We start from the raw sequence: 13,980 nt of genomic DNA, 5'->3' as shown, positions 1-13,980 counted from the left end.
AGGTTGTGCTATGGAAAATACTGGAATTTGGGTTGTCGGATTTATCATCTTATTCATCCTCGGCTCGATTTTTGGACTTCGTGTAAGTCCAAGAGAGAAAGCTTTGGGTGAAATGCGTGATAAAGCGCGCAAGATGGGTTTACACCCACGTTTAATCGCAGCACCTGACTGGACGAAAATACCAATGGCTTCGGAAAACCGTGCCAGCATGGTGGCGTACTACAGTGTCCTGATTCCAGAAGCACGCTTGCCTTTAATGCGCGCTCGCGTTGTTGATCAGCAGCTTGAGCTCATTACAGGTGATGACAAGTTTAAACATTTACCCATTGAATTAAAGGGTATTTATGCTATTGATATGCAAGCAAACTGCGTGGGACTCTATTGGGATGAGCATTCTGACTTAAGAGCAACCCAGTTAGATGCCATGAAAGCATATTTACAGTCTTTGGCTGAACTTTAATTTTACAGACCCATTGAAACAGGATTAACGGTTAATATGGCGAAAGCTCCTCGGTCCACATCCAAAAGTACTACAGCAGATTCTCCTGAGACTGGAAAAAAGCGTGCTTTAGTGATTGTGGAGTCGCCTGCAAAAGCGAAAACAATCAATAAATATTTAGGCTCGAATTACATTGTGAAGTCGTCTGTGGGTCACGTGCGTGATTTACCTACAGGTGGTTCTAGTAAGACTGCAGAAAAGAAGCCAGCAACACGAACCAAACTGACCGATGCTCAGAAAGCTGAAAAAGCACAAAATGCACTGGTCAATCGTATGGGGGTTGATCCTGAGCATGACTGGAAAGCACATTATGAAGTGCTTCCAGGCAAAGAGCATGTGGTTGCTGAACTGAAAAAGCTTGCTTCGCAAGTTGACGAGGTCTATCTCGCAACGGACTTGGACCGTGAAGGAGAAGCGATTGCTTGGCATTTAAAAGAAGTGATTGGTGGCGATGACTCACGTTATCAACGTGTGGTATTCAACGAAATTACCAAAAATGCCATCCAAGATGCATTCAAGCATCCAGCACGCCTTGATATCGATAAAGTTAATGCGCAACAAGCACGCCGCTTTTTAGACCGTGTTGTTGGCTTTATGATTTCGCCCTTACTTTGGGAAAAAATTGCCCGTGGTTTATCGGCAGGTCGTGTTCAGTCTGTCGCAGTTAAACTGGTGGTTGAGCGTGAGCGTGAAATTCGTGCGTTTATTCCCGAAGAATACTGGCAAGTTTTTGCAGACACTAAGTCACAGACCGATGAGATTCGTTTAGAAGCCGTCAAACAAGCAGGTAAAGCCTTAAAGCTACGCAATAAAGCCGATACCGATGCTTTATTGAAGCTCATTAAAGACGCAGATTACAAAGTTTCAGCACGTGAAGATAAACCGACCAAGGTGAATCCGAGCGCGCCGTATATCACCTCGACTTTACAACAAGCAGCCAGTACACGTTTGGGTTTCTCTGTGAAGAAAACCATGATGTTGGCGCAGCGTTTGTATGAAGCGGGTTTTATTACCTATATGCGTACCGACTCGACCTTTTTGAGTGACGATGCGGTGAATATGGTGCGTCATCATATTGAGACCGAGTTTGGTACGAAGTATCTGCCTGCTAAGCCGAACCGCTATGGTAACAAAGCGGGTGCACAAGAAGCCCACGAAGCGATTCGTCCATCGAATGTGGCGTTAAAAGGCGACAGCTTGGTTGGTGTGGAACGTGATGCACAACGTTTGTATGATTTGATCTGGCGTCAGTTCGTCGCGTGTCAAATGACACCAGCAGAATACTTGTCATCGACTATTTTAGTGGATGCCAACGGTGTTGAGCTTAAAGCCAAAGGTCGCACCTTAGTCTTTGACGGTTTCACTAAAGTCCGTGGTCAAAACAAGTCGGACGATGATGTGTTATTGCCTGCGGTGAAAGTCGGTGAAATACTGAAGCTTGAAAAATTAGATCCATCGCAACACTTTACCAAGCCACCTGCACGTTTTACTGAAGCGTCATTGGTGAAAGAGCTTGAGAAAAAGGGCATTGGTCGACCATCGACCTATGCGGCGATTATCTCGACCATTCAAGACCGTGGTTATGTCAAACTGGAAAACCGTCGTCTATTTGCTGAAAAAATGGGTGAGATTGTTACTGATCGTTTAGATGAAAGTTTCAATAACCTCATGAACTATGACTTTACCGCGGACTTAGAAGGTCAGCTCGATAAAGTGGCTGATGGCGAACGCAACTGGAAGGAGTTGCTCGACAGCTTCTACGGCGACTTTAAAAAACGTCTGACCAATGCGCAAGGTGAAGGCGGTATGCGCCGCAATCAACCTGTAGAGGTGGAAGCGGTTCACTGTAAAGAATGTGACCGTCCAATGCAGATTCGTACGGGAACCACAGGTGTCTTCTTAGGGTGCTCTGGCTATAACTTACCGCCGAAAGAGCGTTGTAAAGGCACGTTGAACTTAACGCCAGTTGAATCACTTGCCGCACTTTCTGATGATGATGCAGCAGAAACAGCAGATTTGATGTCGAAAAAACGCTGTCCAATCTGTGAAACTGCGATGGACAGTTATGTGATCGACGGTGGTCGTAAGCTACATGTCTGTGGTAATAACCCAGACTGTGCTGGTTTTGAACTTGAAGAAGGTGAGTTCAAAATTAAAGGTTATGATGGCCCAACCATTCCATGTGATAAGTGTGATGGGGAAATGCAGCTGAAGACGGGTCGTTTTGGTCCTTATTTTGCTTGCTCAAGCTGTGATAACACACGTAAAGTCTTAAAAAGTGGTCAGCCTGCACCTCCGCGTGTAGACCCGATTAAGATGGAACATTTACGTTCAACTAAGCATGATGACTTTTTTGTGCTACGTGATGGGGCAGCAGGTTTATTCTTGGCGGCAAGTAAGTTCCCGAAAGTACGTGAAACACGTGCACCTAAAGTTTCGGAACTTCGTAGTGTTGCCGATCAGCTTGATCCGAAGTATCAGTTTATTTTGCAAGCACCTGATGTTGACCCTGAAGGGAATCCAACTTTGGTGAAATTTAGTCGTAAGAATCAAGCGCAATATATTGGTTCTGAAACGCCTGAAGGTAAGCAAACCAAATGGTCATTGGTGTTCAATGATGGAAAATGGGTTGAAGCCTAAGTTTTAATTGCTTAGAAATAATCAAGAAATGCTCACTTTGGTGGGCATTTTTTATATGATGCACAGCTATAAATAAAAAAAAGATTCTGGTTAATGTAGGATTCCTATTCGCTCTGTTGTTGTATCCGCTGTTTTACTGTCAAAAATTGAGGGTGAAATTAAACTGTTATTGATGAAGCGTGTTAAAGGTGCTTATTGGTGCCATGTCGCAGGAAAGGTTGAAGAGAATGAGACCGCCAGCCAAGCGATACTTCGCGAAATCAAAGAAGAAACCGCCATTCAGCCCCAACGTTTATTTAGTGCAGATTACATCGAGCAGTTTTATGAGCCAGGCTTGAATGTGATTGAAATGATTCCCGCATTTGTTGGCTTCTGTGCTGAAAACCAATCTGTTCTATTGAATCATGAGCATACTGAATATCGGTGGTGCAGCTTATCTGAAGCTAAAACGTTGGCTATATTTTTAAATCAAAGAAAATTATACGACTTTATTTGGGAAAACTTTGTATTACAACAACCTATAATACATTTAGAAATTACGTAATGTGCTGATCATTGTGATAAAAAATTATTAAAAATTGGGGATCAAAGATGTGGAAAAAACTTCGTATTTTAATCTTGCTGCTGATTTTATTGGTGGTTGCTTTGAACGCTTATCGGGATCAGAACCAAGATTGGAGCAAGCCTATTATTGTATCACTCCATCCAGTTAATGCTGATGGACAAGGTACAACTCAGCAATATATACAGCAATTGACGCCTAAGAACTTAAGAGGGGTACAAGGTTATTTAGAGCAGATGTCGGCGACATATCGCGGGCAACCGATTGCGATTTATTTCCAACTAGGGCGTGAACTCAAACAGCTACCGCCGAAAGTACCTGAGCAGGCAAGTTTATTGGATACGGTCTTGTGGAGTTTAAAGTTCCGTTATTATGCATGGAAAAACCATCAAGGTTCAGATGGTGCACCAACTGTTACTTTGTATTTGAACTATTATGACCCAGCACTGACTAAAGAGCTGAAACACTCGACAGCTTTGCAAAAAGGTCGCATCGGTTCAGTGAATTTATTTGCATCTAACAAGCAAACCGAGCAAAACAAAGTCGTTCTTGCACATGAGCTTTTACATGCCTTTGGTGCCAGTGATAAATACGACTTAGCCACAGGACAGCCGATGTATCCTGCGGGCTATGCATATCCAAATCAACAACCGCTGTTTCCTCAAGCCAAAGCTGAATTAATGGCTGGGCACATTCCAACCTCACAAACACAGAGTAAAATGCCTGAGTCGATTGATGAAACATTGGTGAATGAGATCACTGCGATTGAAATTGGGTGGAAAAAATAACTGTGGATAATGCTGAGTTTATCCACAGCATGGATTGATTGTGTGGATAAACTCAAACCTACAAGTTCGATGCAAAACATGTTAAAACTAAGTGAACGAAAATCAAACTTGAGAAGAAGATGAAAACAGTCGGTAATGATTTAGTTCGCCATCAACTCCATGAAAATCGTAAATGGTATTTGGGTTTAGGAATTTTATTGGTGTTGTTTGGTTTCATCCTTTTGGCCGCTTTGCCTTTTGCCACCTTATCTGTGGTGTTTATCTTTGGCGTGCTGATGATGATAGGAGGTGTTCTACACTTCATCGCCGCTTTTAAGATTTTTGAGGGTGGCTTCCGCTAGTTATGGGCTTTGTTTGGTGTATTGTATTTGGTTGCGGGCTATTACGCATTTAGCACACCTGTGAAAACAGCCATTGTCTTGACCAGTGTTTTAGCGGTTTTCCTGATTATTGCTGGGGTCATTCGTATCTTTAATGCAATATTATTTCGAGCATTCCAAGGTTGGGGCTGGACACTTTTTTCTGGTGTTTTAACCCTGCTGGCCGGCATTATGATTTTAACTACACCAGATGCCCCATTTTGGGTGCTGGGCTTATTCCTTGCTTTTGATATTTTATTCCAAGGTATTAATTATCTGACTCTAGCGGCAGCCATTAAGCAGATTCCACCAGCAAGCCAATCTGAATAAAGCACACGAAAAAAGGGAGCCTCATGCAGGCTCCCTTTTTTCGTGTGCTTTATATCATGTGCAAAGCTGAATGGCATGCTTATGGATTGACGGCATATTGACTTGAAATCGCAATACGATTCCACGTATTAATCACAATCGCGATCCATTCAATAGCGGCAATTTCTGCATCGGATAATATTCTTGCTGCTTCTTGATACGCCGAGTCGGTGAAATGCTGCTGAGCAATGAGTGTGATTTCTTCAATTAAAATCAGCGCGGCGCGTTCTTTTTCGGAAAAATATCCACTTTCTTGCCATGCACTGATGAGGGCAATCCGTTCGATTGATTCACCAGCTTTTATGGCATCTTGCGTATGCATACGTACACAGAACGCACATTGGTTAATCTGTGAGGCTCTCAGTTTCAGCAAGTGTGAAAACCCAATCTCAAGACCTGCTTGTTGGACTTTTTGCATGGATAAGTTTTCGAGTTCTAATACTGTTTTATGCAGTTCAGGTGCGGCTTTCCCCAAGTTGATTCGTTGCATACATCACCTATTTTTTTAAAGAGCGTTTAATGTTTAGTGATGATTTTATCGGCTAATTGATTAGGGTCTGTTGACATTTACTGTTCATAATTAACCTTATAAAGGTAGCCATAAAAATATACAGGCTAAAGCAACAGAACTTTGATAATTTCTTTTGAGCTTGTCATATCGAGTAGCTATTCCTCTAAATTGCTTTAATCTACAAAACATATTTTCAACTAAATGCCTGATTTTATATAAATACCAGTCCATATGGTCATTGTTCGATTGGCTATTTGTTTTCTTTGGTATATTCGCTTTAGTCCCTGTTTTCCTGATCTGTTCACGCAGTGGTTCTGAATCATAGTCTTTATCTGCACATACCACTTTTGTCTCTTTTAAATCTAATGTTGATATTAAATCAGGTGCAACTTTAACATCATGTGTGGTTCCATCGGTAATCATGAAATCAATAGGATTGCCATGTGCATCAACAATCAAATGTATTTTTGAGGAGTTTCCTCCTACACTTTTAGAAATAGATTGATTCGCTATGCCGGCAGAATGTTGATGAGCACGTACATGAGAGCCATCAATAAAAATCCAATCCATATCGGGGCATGAGGCTAGTAATTTGAATAATCTAAGTAACTTACCGCTGCTTGACCAACGATTAAAACGTTTGAAAATAGAGTTTGAATGACCAAAACAACAAGGAATATCTCGCCACGGACAGCCTGTTCTAATTCTATAGAGAATAGCTTCAATAAAATTGCGTAAATTTGAGTTGTGGTGAATGGATAAATTACGCAGAATAACTTTCAACTTTTGCCAGTGTTGATCTGTCAGCATGGTACGAGGCATAGCGAATAGTAAAATTGGGTTTGGCGATTTGATTTTACTACTTCGCTATTTTTTTAAGCTAAAAGTGTCAACACACCCTAGTACTTTGTTTAATTTATGCATTAAAACCAAATGGACTATGGTGGCCATTTTGGTGACGCGTACAGTAAAATTCAGAGATGGCTAAAATTAAAAAATTATTGAGGCTATTTTGTCTTTATCGAGATGTATTCAGTTTCAATCACAACGAACTGTGCCAAGGACAATGAAAAGAGAAAAATGCGGGCGGGAAATTTATAAATCGTGTTATTAATAAATTAAATTTTCTAAAAAAATTATGGATGATGACAACTTTTATTTTAGCGCCTGATTCTTTTAAAGAAAGTATGACAGCAGAACAGGCCTGTGCAGCGATGCAGCGTGGAATTCAAAACATAATCCCTGATGCTGTATGTATACATGTACCCATGGCAGATGGCGGCGAAGGCACAGTCGATGCTTTATTAACATCATTAGCAGGCCAAAAGATCGAATGTGAGGTAACGGGGCCATTGCCATCACAACGAGTTAAAACGTATTGGGGCTTATTTGATGGCGGGCAAACGGCTGTTATTGAAATGGCAAAAGCCAATGGTATTCATCTACTTGAGCCCGCACAGCGAAACCCACTCCTGACCACAACTTTGGGAACGGGGCAAATGATTCGACATGCCTTGGACGCAGGTGTGTCCAAAATTATTTTGGCACTTGGAGGCAGTGTTACCAATGATGCAGGCAGTGGCATGGCACAAGCACTTGGAATAAGGTTTTTAGATGCACAAGGGCGGGAAGTGTCTGTTGGTGGTGGTCATTTACAAGATATTGAACGGATCGATATGCAGGCTTTAGACCCACGCTTGCAACGAGTACAAGTTTTGATTGCCTCCGATGTCACTAATCCACTATGTGGCATGCAAGGCGCTTCGTATGTGTTTGGTCCGCAAAAAGGGGCGAGTGCAGAGATGGTTGAGCAGTTGGATCAAAGTTTGAGTCACTTTGCGGATGTGGTGGAAACACAGCTTAATCTACAGATACGTAATGTTGCAGGGGCAGGCGCCGCAGGTGGGCTAGGATTTGGTCTAATGGCTTTTACAGGCGCTCAGCTTCAGTCTGGCGCGAAGTGGGTGATTGAGCAAACTCAACTGGCGGAGAAAATAAACCAAGCCGATTATGTCTTTACTGGTGAAGGTAGTATCGACTTTCAAACCAAGTTTGGCAAAACGCCGTGGGCGGTGGCTCAGTTAGCCAAGCAGTTGAATAAACCAGTGATTGCCTTTGCTGGACATGTCGGGGAGGATATTGAGGCATTATTTGATGAAGGGTTTAGTCAAATTGTTTCGATTAATGAACCTGACTGCGATTTAGCAACAGCATTGAAAAATGCAGAACAGAATTTGCAAAACAGTTGTGAGGACATTACTCGACTTTTGCTTTTAAATCATACTGAGCAAGCCTAATTTTAAATTTTTGAGGCAGTAAGCGGTTCGAGCCTAAGGTCTTAGCCCCAGATTTGAAGGTGCATTTCAGACAGAAATGGATAATCGTTGCTGTAGCCTCATATTGACGTCATAGATTTGTTAGACTAGCAGCATCCACGAATTGATGAGTGATTATGAGTTTAGCCAGCCTAATTGATGAATTAAACCCGCAACAAAAACAAGCTGCCACGACTGAGTCGCAACACAGTCTGGTGCTCGCAGGGGCTGGCTGTGGCAAGACGAAAACCATTGTGGCACGTGCTGCGTACCTAATTGATCAAGGGATTCCTGCCAACCAAATTCAGATTTTAACCTTTACTCGTCGTTCAGCCAGCGAGATTGTGGCGCGAGTGGAGTTGGCTTTAGGTGAGCAGGCAAAAGGACTGCGCGCTTCCACTTTTCATACTTTTTGTATGTATCTGCTACGCCGCGTACCAAAAGCCTTTGGTTTAGAGCAGTTTTCAATTATTGATCGTGATGATCAGTTGATGATGTTTCGTCTGATTCGTGGAAAAGATGACAAGAAAAATCCCAATCAACTACCTAAGCCGCAAGAACTGTGTGACTTGTATTCTTTTGCACGAAATACGCGTCAAAAGTTGAGTGATGCCTTAGAAAAGCAGCATCCTGAGCATTTGGCTTTTAAAGATCAAATTGCAGAAATCATGAAAGAGTACGAGACACGCAAGCGTGCCCGTAGCTTTTTAGATTATGACGATATTCTGGCGATCGTGGCCTCAGCACTCGACCAGTCAGACGGTTTAGCCGACTATGTGGCATCGCTCTGCAAACACATGCTAGTTGATGAAATGCAGGACACTAATCCTTTGCAGTGGGCCTTGCTTGAGCCCCTTAAAGACAAAGTGAGCCTGTTCTGTGTCGGTGATGATGCACAGTCGATTTATGGTTTCCGTGGGGCAGATTTTGAAAATATTCACCATTTCAAAGAGCGTGTGCCGAATGCACAAATTTTTAAATTAGAACAAAACTACCGTTCTACCCAAGAAATTCTAGACCTATCCAATTGGCTGCTCGATCAATCTGAAATTCAATACAATAAACGCCTAGATGCATACCGTGGTGAAGGGATTAAACCGCGCATGCACGTTTTCCCGAATGAATTTGATGAAGCAAAATGGATTGCGATCGACATTAAAGAGCGCCATTACTTACAGGGACAGCGTTGGTCGGATCATATGGTTTTGGTGCGTTCCAGCTTTGCAGCACGGCATATTGAGGCAGCATGTATTGCGGCCAATGTCCCGTATCGCTTTATTGGGGGCATGAAACTGCTTGAAACCGCGCATGTGAAAGATTTACTGAGCTTGCTGCGCGTGATTGCCAATCCTCTAGATGATATTGCATGGATGCGTTTTCTTACCCTGTGGAATGGGGTGGGAGATGTGGGTGCAAGCCGTCTTGCTCAGCAACTTTTACTGGAGCCTGAGTATGATTTGATCTTTGATAAATTAGAGAAATTTGGGCGGATTCCAGCTGAAACTGTGTTGATCATGAAGCAAATGACGGTACTGAAACAGGAAGTACAGGCTTGTGTCAGTTTGGGTATTCAGGCGATTGAAGCACAATTGGCAGAAAATTATAAAAAAGACTGGAACCGCCGCCAAGGGGATTTTGAACTGGTCAAACAGTTGGCTTCTAAACATACCCAGTTGAGTGAGTTCCTAGAGGAATATGTGCTTGATCCTGTGTCGATTTCTGAAATTGAACGCCAGTCCGATAGCGATGTCGTTACCCTGATTACCATTCACTCGGCCAAAGGTACAGAGCAAAAAGTCTGTTATGTCGTCAATGTCACCCCAGGGCAATATCCGCATGCACGTGCCCAAGGTAATTTTAATGATGTCGAAGAAGAGCGTCGGGTCTTGTATGTGGCACTGACCCGTGCTCAGAATGAGCTGATTTTAACCAAGCAAAATTTAAGTCTGTGGGCGCGAGACGTGATTGATGAGCAAGGGCGCAAAGTCGAAAGTTATTTTTTGAATGATCTGACGCGAAATTTGTGTAGCATGGAAACCCATCATAAGCCTCGTCAGCAAACGGTAAAGAGTGCTTTAATTGAGCGCCAATCGATTAATTTAGATTTTGGTATTAATCTCGATTAAACTAAACAGATTACATTGTGGTATTTGTTGTGCAATGTTCAGAAAGTAGCGTAGGCGATTGCTTTTTGATGATTTTGCCTATTTTTGAAGGTTGTAAGATGAAAATTTTAGTTCGTAATTTAGAGCGTACAGTGACTGAAGCTGAACTGCTTGAATTATTTAAGCAATACGGCACAGTTGCATCATGTAATTTAATCCTCGATGCAGCAACAGGTAAATCGAAAGGTTTTGCTTTTGTTGAAATGCCGCATGCACGTGAAGCGATTAAAGCCATTAAAGGCCTTAATACACTACGTTTACATGGCACTGGTATTCGCGTCAAACAGGCGGAAGATAAGCCTGAGAAGCCAGAAGCATAAATAAAAAGGAGCAATGGATGCTCCTTTTTTATGGGATATAATGAAAAAAATCTATCCAGCTTTATCGATTGTTGCGCCGATGGGACGACAAATTTCTCAAGGAAATAAAACCTTAGAGATTCGTTCTTGGCGACCAGAGCAATGGCTGCTCAAAGATTTGATTATTGTGGAAAATAAGCACTATTTAACCCACGAGGACGATGAAGAGTTGGGGTATGCTGTTGCTATGGTTGATGTTGAGTCGATTCACTCATGGAGAGAAGATGAGCTTGATTCGGCGATGGCATCATATTGGGAAGAGGGATATTGGGCTTGGGTACTCACAAATGTGCGTCCAATCCATATTTCGATGCCTGTCATAGCAAAAAGAAAGATTTATTTTATTGAAATAGATCATGCATAATTTTTATTATGCACTGCTGTATAGAAAGATTACTCTTAGAATTGTTATAAACGCCAAAACTTAGGAACACCCTTCATGACTCGTGTTGCCCGTTACCATGCTGATCGCACTAACCAAAAACTCTACTTTGCTCGACTTTCATGTCAACAAGCAGAACAAATTGATCATGTGCAACAAGCTCAGGCTTACCGTGAGGCTGCTGTGTTTCACTTGCATGGCGCGGTGCTTGCGTTTCTACAAGAGTTGGTCCGTTACTACCGCTTAAATGACTTTACCCCGACCTTAAAGTCCATAGAAGAGCATATGGCAGCTAAAGGCCAAGTCTCGCCTGAAGTGACTGTAATGCAACAACTATCGAAAGAGGGTTTCATTGCCGAGTTAAAACGTGCTTATCGCTTGTGTCAGTATGCGCCAGAGCCGAGTACACCTGAACCTGAGTCAGAAACTTCATCGAATCTGATCATCAAAGTAACTCAAACCCCTCAGGCATGGTTACCCGATACCAAAATATTACGCGAGTGGCATCGAGACTTAACGGCGTTGATCGATGGCTTTCGGAATGAGATGGTTGAATTCTAAAAGCGATGACCAGCGCTTGAAGTTTGAAAATTTGTCCTTATATCAATAAGTCTAAGCGAAGCAAAGTGCAACTGCCTTTGCCACCATGTTGAACATGGAGGAAATATGTCTATAGAACAATTGAAAGAATTATTTGGAAATCAAGAAGCCATTTTAGAATTGGTTCAACTTGAAGGTGGTGAGCTCGCACTACGTAACGCAGGTTCGGAGAGTGCACCCTTAGTCACGATCCAATTTAATGAAGAGCTTAAAGCATTATTGGGCGACCAGACAACAGTCGTTGCTCAGCAGATGGTGCAAGCGGCTTTATACGGCTTACTTGAAAAACAAGTAGGCGAGTGGCAAGCGGAAGTGGTGGATGAAAAGCCAAAGTTCTTCAGCTAAGTCGAATAAGAAAAAAACGCACTGAACAGTGCGTTTTTTTGTATCCAGTGTTTGTTCCTTAGTGGGTGGGTGCTTGATGATGTGCAATCTGAATTTGATTTAAAATATGATTGCTCATATTTTTCGCCATTTCCTCTTTTGCAAAATAAACTTCACCAATTTGATCGCGGCGAATCACTTCAGCTTCTTCTTTACTTTCTGCACACACCAAGACCTGAATCTCAGGATTGAGGGTTTTGGCAATATCCACGATTTTATGAATATCTAAAATATCCATCGGGGAAAGTACCAACAGGCGCGCATGCTGAATATGGGCTTGAATCAGTACGCCAGGGTCTGTCGCCATCCCAGAAACAGCCGCAATGCCTTTTTCACGCAGGTTTTCTACAATTTCACGGTTTTCTTCCGCAATCACCACTTTAATGTCTTCGGCCATCAATTGTTTGGTAATGCGACGGCCAACTTCACCATGTCCAACAATTACCACTTGGTCACGTAAGTAGTCTTGTGAGACTTCATCAGGCAGCATTGCCAATGGGTCACCACTACGTTCCAGTAAGCGTGCTAGATGTGAGCGCTCACGAATCCAACGTTGTACAGGCTCAATTGCGGAGAACACAAAACTGTTTAAGGTGATGGAGATGAGTGCTCCTGCCAAAATTAGGTTTTGCCCTTCTAAGGACAAGAGTTTAAGTGAAACCCCGAGTGTCGCTAAGATGAAGGAAAACTCACCAATCTGTGCCAGTGACGCACCGACGGTGAGTGCCGTATTGATGGGGTAGCGGAAAAAGAGCACTAGTGCCATGGCCGCAATGGTTTTGCCGACCATAATAATCGCAACGACTGCAAGTACATGCACAGGTTGTTCCACTAAGATGCGCGGGTCAAATAACATGCCCACTGCAACAAAGAACAAAATGGCAAAAATTTCACGTAGAGGGAGAGTTTCTTCTTCGGCGCGGTGGCTAAAGTCAGACTCTTTAACGACCATCCCGGCAAAGAAAGCGCCCAGTGCCATGGAAACACCGAAAATTTTGTACGCGCCAAAGGCGATTGAGACTGCAGCAGCCACCACGGTTAAGGTAAACAGTTCACGTGAACCAAGTCGAGCAACAAATTGCATGATCATTGGAACAAGACGTTTCCCGATGATCAGCATAAAAGCGATGAAGCCTACTACTTTGAGTAAGGTGATGCCTAAGGTAAGCCAAATGTTGTCATCAGCACCGCCTGCAAGGGCTTCTCCACCGAGTAGAGCTGCTGTTGCGGGTAAGAGTACCAGCACCAAGACCATGACCAGATCTTCGACCAAGAGCCAGCCTACGGCAATTTTACCGTTGACCGAATTGAGTAGACCACGGTCTCCCAGTGCTTTGAGTAATACCACTGTACTGGCACAAGACAGGCTTAAGCCGAAGACCAAGGCAGAGCCAAAACTCCACCCCCAGATCATACTGACGCCTATTCCGAGCAGGGTCGCTACAGCAATCTGTAAAATGGCACCAGGCAGCGCAATGCGTCGAACTTGTAATAAGTCATTGAGGGAAAAATGCATGCCCACACCAAACATGAGGAACATGACCCCAAGTTCAGCCAATTGGTTCGCCAAATGAATGTCTGCGACAATACCAGGAGTATTGGGGCTAATAATGATACCCGCAATCAGATAACCAATGAGTGGGGGAAGGCGTAAGCGTACGGCAAGATAGCCGAAAATGAGCGCAAGCCCAAAACCGACAGCAAGTAATATAATGAGATCTACGTCATGAGGCACTAAAAACTCCTTAAGCAAAAGTTAAGGGTGAAAAAGAAGCAAAGCACAAAAGGTGCCAAAAGAGATTAAAAGTTTAACAAGTCGAACGAAAAAAAAGCAAAAAAAAACGACCTAAAGCAGGTCGTTTTTTCCAAAAAACTAAAATTATTTAATTTTAGCTTCTTTGAAGATTACGTGTTGACGGATTTTTGGATCAAATTTTTTGATTTCCATTTTTTCCGGCATAGTACGTTTGTTCTTAGTTGTGGTATAGAAATAACCTGTACCAGCAGTAGAAACTAGGCGAATTTTATCACGCATTGTTCAGACTCC

The 13,980-nt window shown here is 42.8% G+C and carries 14 protein-coding genes and 1 pseudogene; 11 read left to right on the top strand and 4 right to left on the bottom strand.

What is annotated here, in order from left to right:
• Positions 1-10 precede the first annotated feature (10 nt).
• The 5 genes and pseudogenes from ACFN7Z_RS15240 to ACFN7Z_RS15220 all read left to right on the top strand — a co-directional run bounded on the left by ACFN7Z_RS15240 (position 11) and on the right by ACFN7Z_RS15220 (position 5,178).
• Positions 11-460, top strand: coding sequence for an ammonium transporter (locus ACFN7Z_RS15240; protein WP_010325856.1), 450 nt, complete (start codon positions 11-13; stop codon positions 458-460).
• Positions 461-496: 36 nt separating this feature from the next.
• Positions 497-3,139 (top strand): type I DNA topoisomerase, encoded by a 2,643-nt coding sequence (gene topA, locus ACFN7Z_RS15235; RefSeq protein ID WP_010325857.1) that lies wholly within the window; start codon positions 497-499, stop codon positions 3,137-3,139.
• A gap of 172 nt (positions 3,140-3,311) precedes the next feature.
• On the top strand, positions 3,312-3,683 hold the full coding sequence (locus ACFN7Z_RS15230) for an NUDIX domain-containing protein (protein ID WP_010325858.1): 372 nt from the start codon (positions 3,312-3,314) through the stop codon (positions 3,681-3,683).
• A 47-nt stretch (positions 3,684-3,730) separates the two neighbouring features.
• Complete coding sequence (locus ACFN7Z_RS15225) at positions 3,731-4,489, top strand: hypothetical protein (RefSeq protein WP_010325859.1); 759 nt, start codon at positions 3,731-3,733, stop codon at positions 4,487-4,489.
• 119 nt (positions 4,490-4,608) lie between these two features.
• Positions 4,609-5,178 (top strand): annotated as a pseudogene (locus ACFN7Z_RS15220) (HdeD family acid-resistance protein).
• Positions 5,179-5,257: 79 nt separating this feature from the next.
• Here the strand turns inward: ACFN7Z_RS15220 and ACFN7Z_RS15215 are convergent.
• The gene (locus ACFN7Z_RS15215) at positions 5,258-5,707 is read right to left on the bottom strand and encodes a carboxymuconolactone decarboxylase family protein (RefSeq protein WP_010325860.1); all 450 of its coding nucleotides are present in this window, start codon (positions 5,705-5,707) and stop codon (positions 5,258-5,260) included.
• 96 nt (positions 5,708-5,803) lie between these two features.
• A complete protein-coding gene (locus ACFN7Z_RS15210) occupies positions 5,804-6,550 on the bottom strand; it encodes an IS5-like element ISAba31 family transposase (protein ID WP_395442166.1) in 747 nt (248 codons plus the stop codon).
• 320 nt (positions 6,551-6,870) lie between these two features.
• Between ACFN7Z_RS15210 and ACFN7Z_RS15205 the strand changes: the two genes are divergently transcribed.
• The 6 genes from ACFN7Z_RS15205 to ACFN7Z_RS15180 all read left to right on the top strand — a co-directional run bounded on the left by ACFN7Z_RS15205 (position 6,871) and on the right by ACFN7Z_RS15180 (position 11,894).
• On the top strand, positions 6,871-8,025 hold the full coding sequence (locus tag ACFN7Z_RS15205) for a glycerate kinase (RefSeq protein WP_029574936.1): 1,155 nt from the start codon (positions 6,871-6,873) through the stop codon (positions 8,023-8,025).
• 155 nt (positions 8,026-8,180) lie between these two features.
• Entirely contained in the window at positions 8,181-10,169 is a 1,989-nt protein-coding gene (locus ACFN7Z_RS15200; protein ID WP_010325862.1) for an ATP-dependent helicase, read from the top strand.
• A 98-nt stretch (positions 10,170-10,267) separates the two neighbouring features.
• Entirely contained in the window at positions 10,268-10,528 is a 261-nt protein-coding gene (locus ACFN7Z_RS15195) for an RNA-binding protein (protein WP_029574937.1), read from the top strand.
• A gap of 40 nt (positions 10,529-10,568) precedes the next feature.
• Positions 10,569-10,931, top strand: a complete 363-nt coding sequence (locus tag ACFN7Z_RS15190; protein ID WP_029574938.1) for an ASCH domain-containing protein — start codon at positions 10,569-10,571, stop codon at positions 10,929-10,931.
• Between the two features lie 75 nt (positions 10,932-11,006).
• The gene (locus tag ACFN7Z_RS15185) at positions 11,007-11,510 is read left to right on the top strand and encodes a DUF6586 family protein (protein ID WP_004978994.1); all 504 of its coding nucleotides are present in this window, start codon (positions 11,007-11,009) and stop codon (positions 11,508-11,510) included.
• Positions 11,511-11,615: 105 nt separating this feature from the next.
• Complete coding sequence (locus ACFN7Z_RS15180; protein ID WP_010325865.1) at positions 11,616-11,894, top strand: hypothetical protein; 279 nt, start codon at positions 11,616-11,618, stop codon at positions 11,892-11,894.
• A gap of 58 nt (positions 11,895-11,952) precedes the next feature.
• Here ACFN7Z_RS15180 and ACFN7Z_RS15175 read toward each other — a convergent pair whose 3' ends face one another.
• Positions 11,953-13,668, bottom strand: coding sequence for a cation:proton antiporter (locus tag ACFN7Z_RS15175; protein WP_004978997.1), 1,716 nt, complete (start codon positions 13,666-13,668; stop codon positions 11,953-11,955).
• 144 nt (positions 13,669-13,812) lie between these two features.
• Entirely contained in the window at positions 13,813-13,968 is a 156-nt protein-coding gene (gene rpmG / locus ACFN7Z_RS15170) for a 50S ribosomal protein L33 (RefSeq protein ID WP_003654787.1), read from the bottom strand.
• Positions 13,969-13,980 lie beyond the last annotated feature (12 nt).

This window comes from Acinetobacter sp. P1332 (genome assembly GCF_044057475.1).
In the GTDB taxonomy this organism is placed as follows: Bacteria; Pseudomonadota; Gammaproteobacteria; order Pseudomonadales; family Moraxellaceae; genus Acinetobacter; species Acinetobacter johnsonii.
Note: the sequence above shows the minus strand (reverse complement) of the source record. Positions and strands in the feature narration are given on the sequence as shown.

Coding starts and splice junctions, on each gene's coding strand:
- rpmG (WP_003654787.1), bottom strand. CDS start 13,968: ATGCGTGATAAAATTCGCCTAGTTTCTACTGCTGGTACAGGTTATTTC.
- ACFN7Z_RS15180 (WP_010325865.1), top strand. CDS start 11,616: ATGTCTATAGAACAATTGAAAGAATTATTTGGAAATCAAGAAGCCATT.
- ACFN7Z_RS15195 (WP_029574937.1), top strand. CDS start 10,268: ATGAAAATTTTAGTTCGTAATTTAGAGCGTACAGTGACTGAAGCTGAA.
- ACFN7Z_RS15225 (WP_010325859.1), top strand. CDS start 3,731: ATGTGGAAAAAACTTCGTATTTTAATCTTGCTGCTGATTTTATTGGTG.
- ACFN7Z_RS15210 (WP_395442166.1), bottom strand. CDS start 6,550: ATGCCTCGTACCATGCTGACAGATCAACACTGGCAAAAGTTGAAAGTT.
- ACFN7Z_RS15215 (WP_010325860.1), bottom strand. CDS start 5,707: ATGCAACGAATCAACTTGGGGAAAGCCGCACCTGAACTGCATAAAACA.
- topA (WP_010325857.1), top strand. CDS start 497: ATGGCGAAAGCTCCTCGGTCCACATCCAAAAGTACTACAGCAGATTCT.
- ACFN7Z_RS15230 (WP_010325858.1), top strand. CDS start 3,312: ATGAAGCGTGTTAAAGGTGCTTATTGGTGCCATGTCGCAGGAAAGGTT.
- ACFN7Z_RS15205 (WP_029574936.1), top strand. CDS start 6,871: ATGATGACAACTTTTATTTTAGCGCCTGATTCTTTTAAAGAAAGTATG.
- ACFN7Z_RS15240 (WP_010325856.1), top strand. CDS start 11: ATGGAAAATACTGGAATTTGGGTTGTCGGATTTATCATCTTATTCATC.
- ACFN7Z_RS15190 (WP_029574938.1), top strand. CDS start 10,569: ATGAAAAAAATCTATCCAGCTTTATCGATTGTTGCGCCGATGGGACGA.
- ACFN7Z_RS15185 (WP_004978994.1), top strand. CDS start 11,007: ATGACTCGTGTTGCCCGTTACCATGCTGATCGCACTAACCAAAAACTC.
- ACFN7Z_RS15200 (WP_010325862.1), top strand. CDS start 8,181: ATGAGTTTAGCCAGCCTAATTGATGAATTAAACCCGCAACAAAAACAA.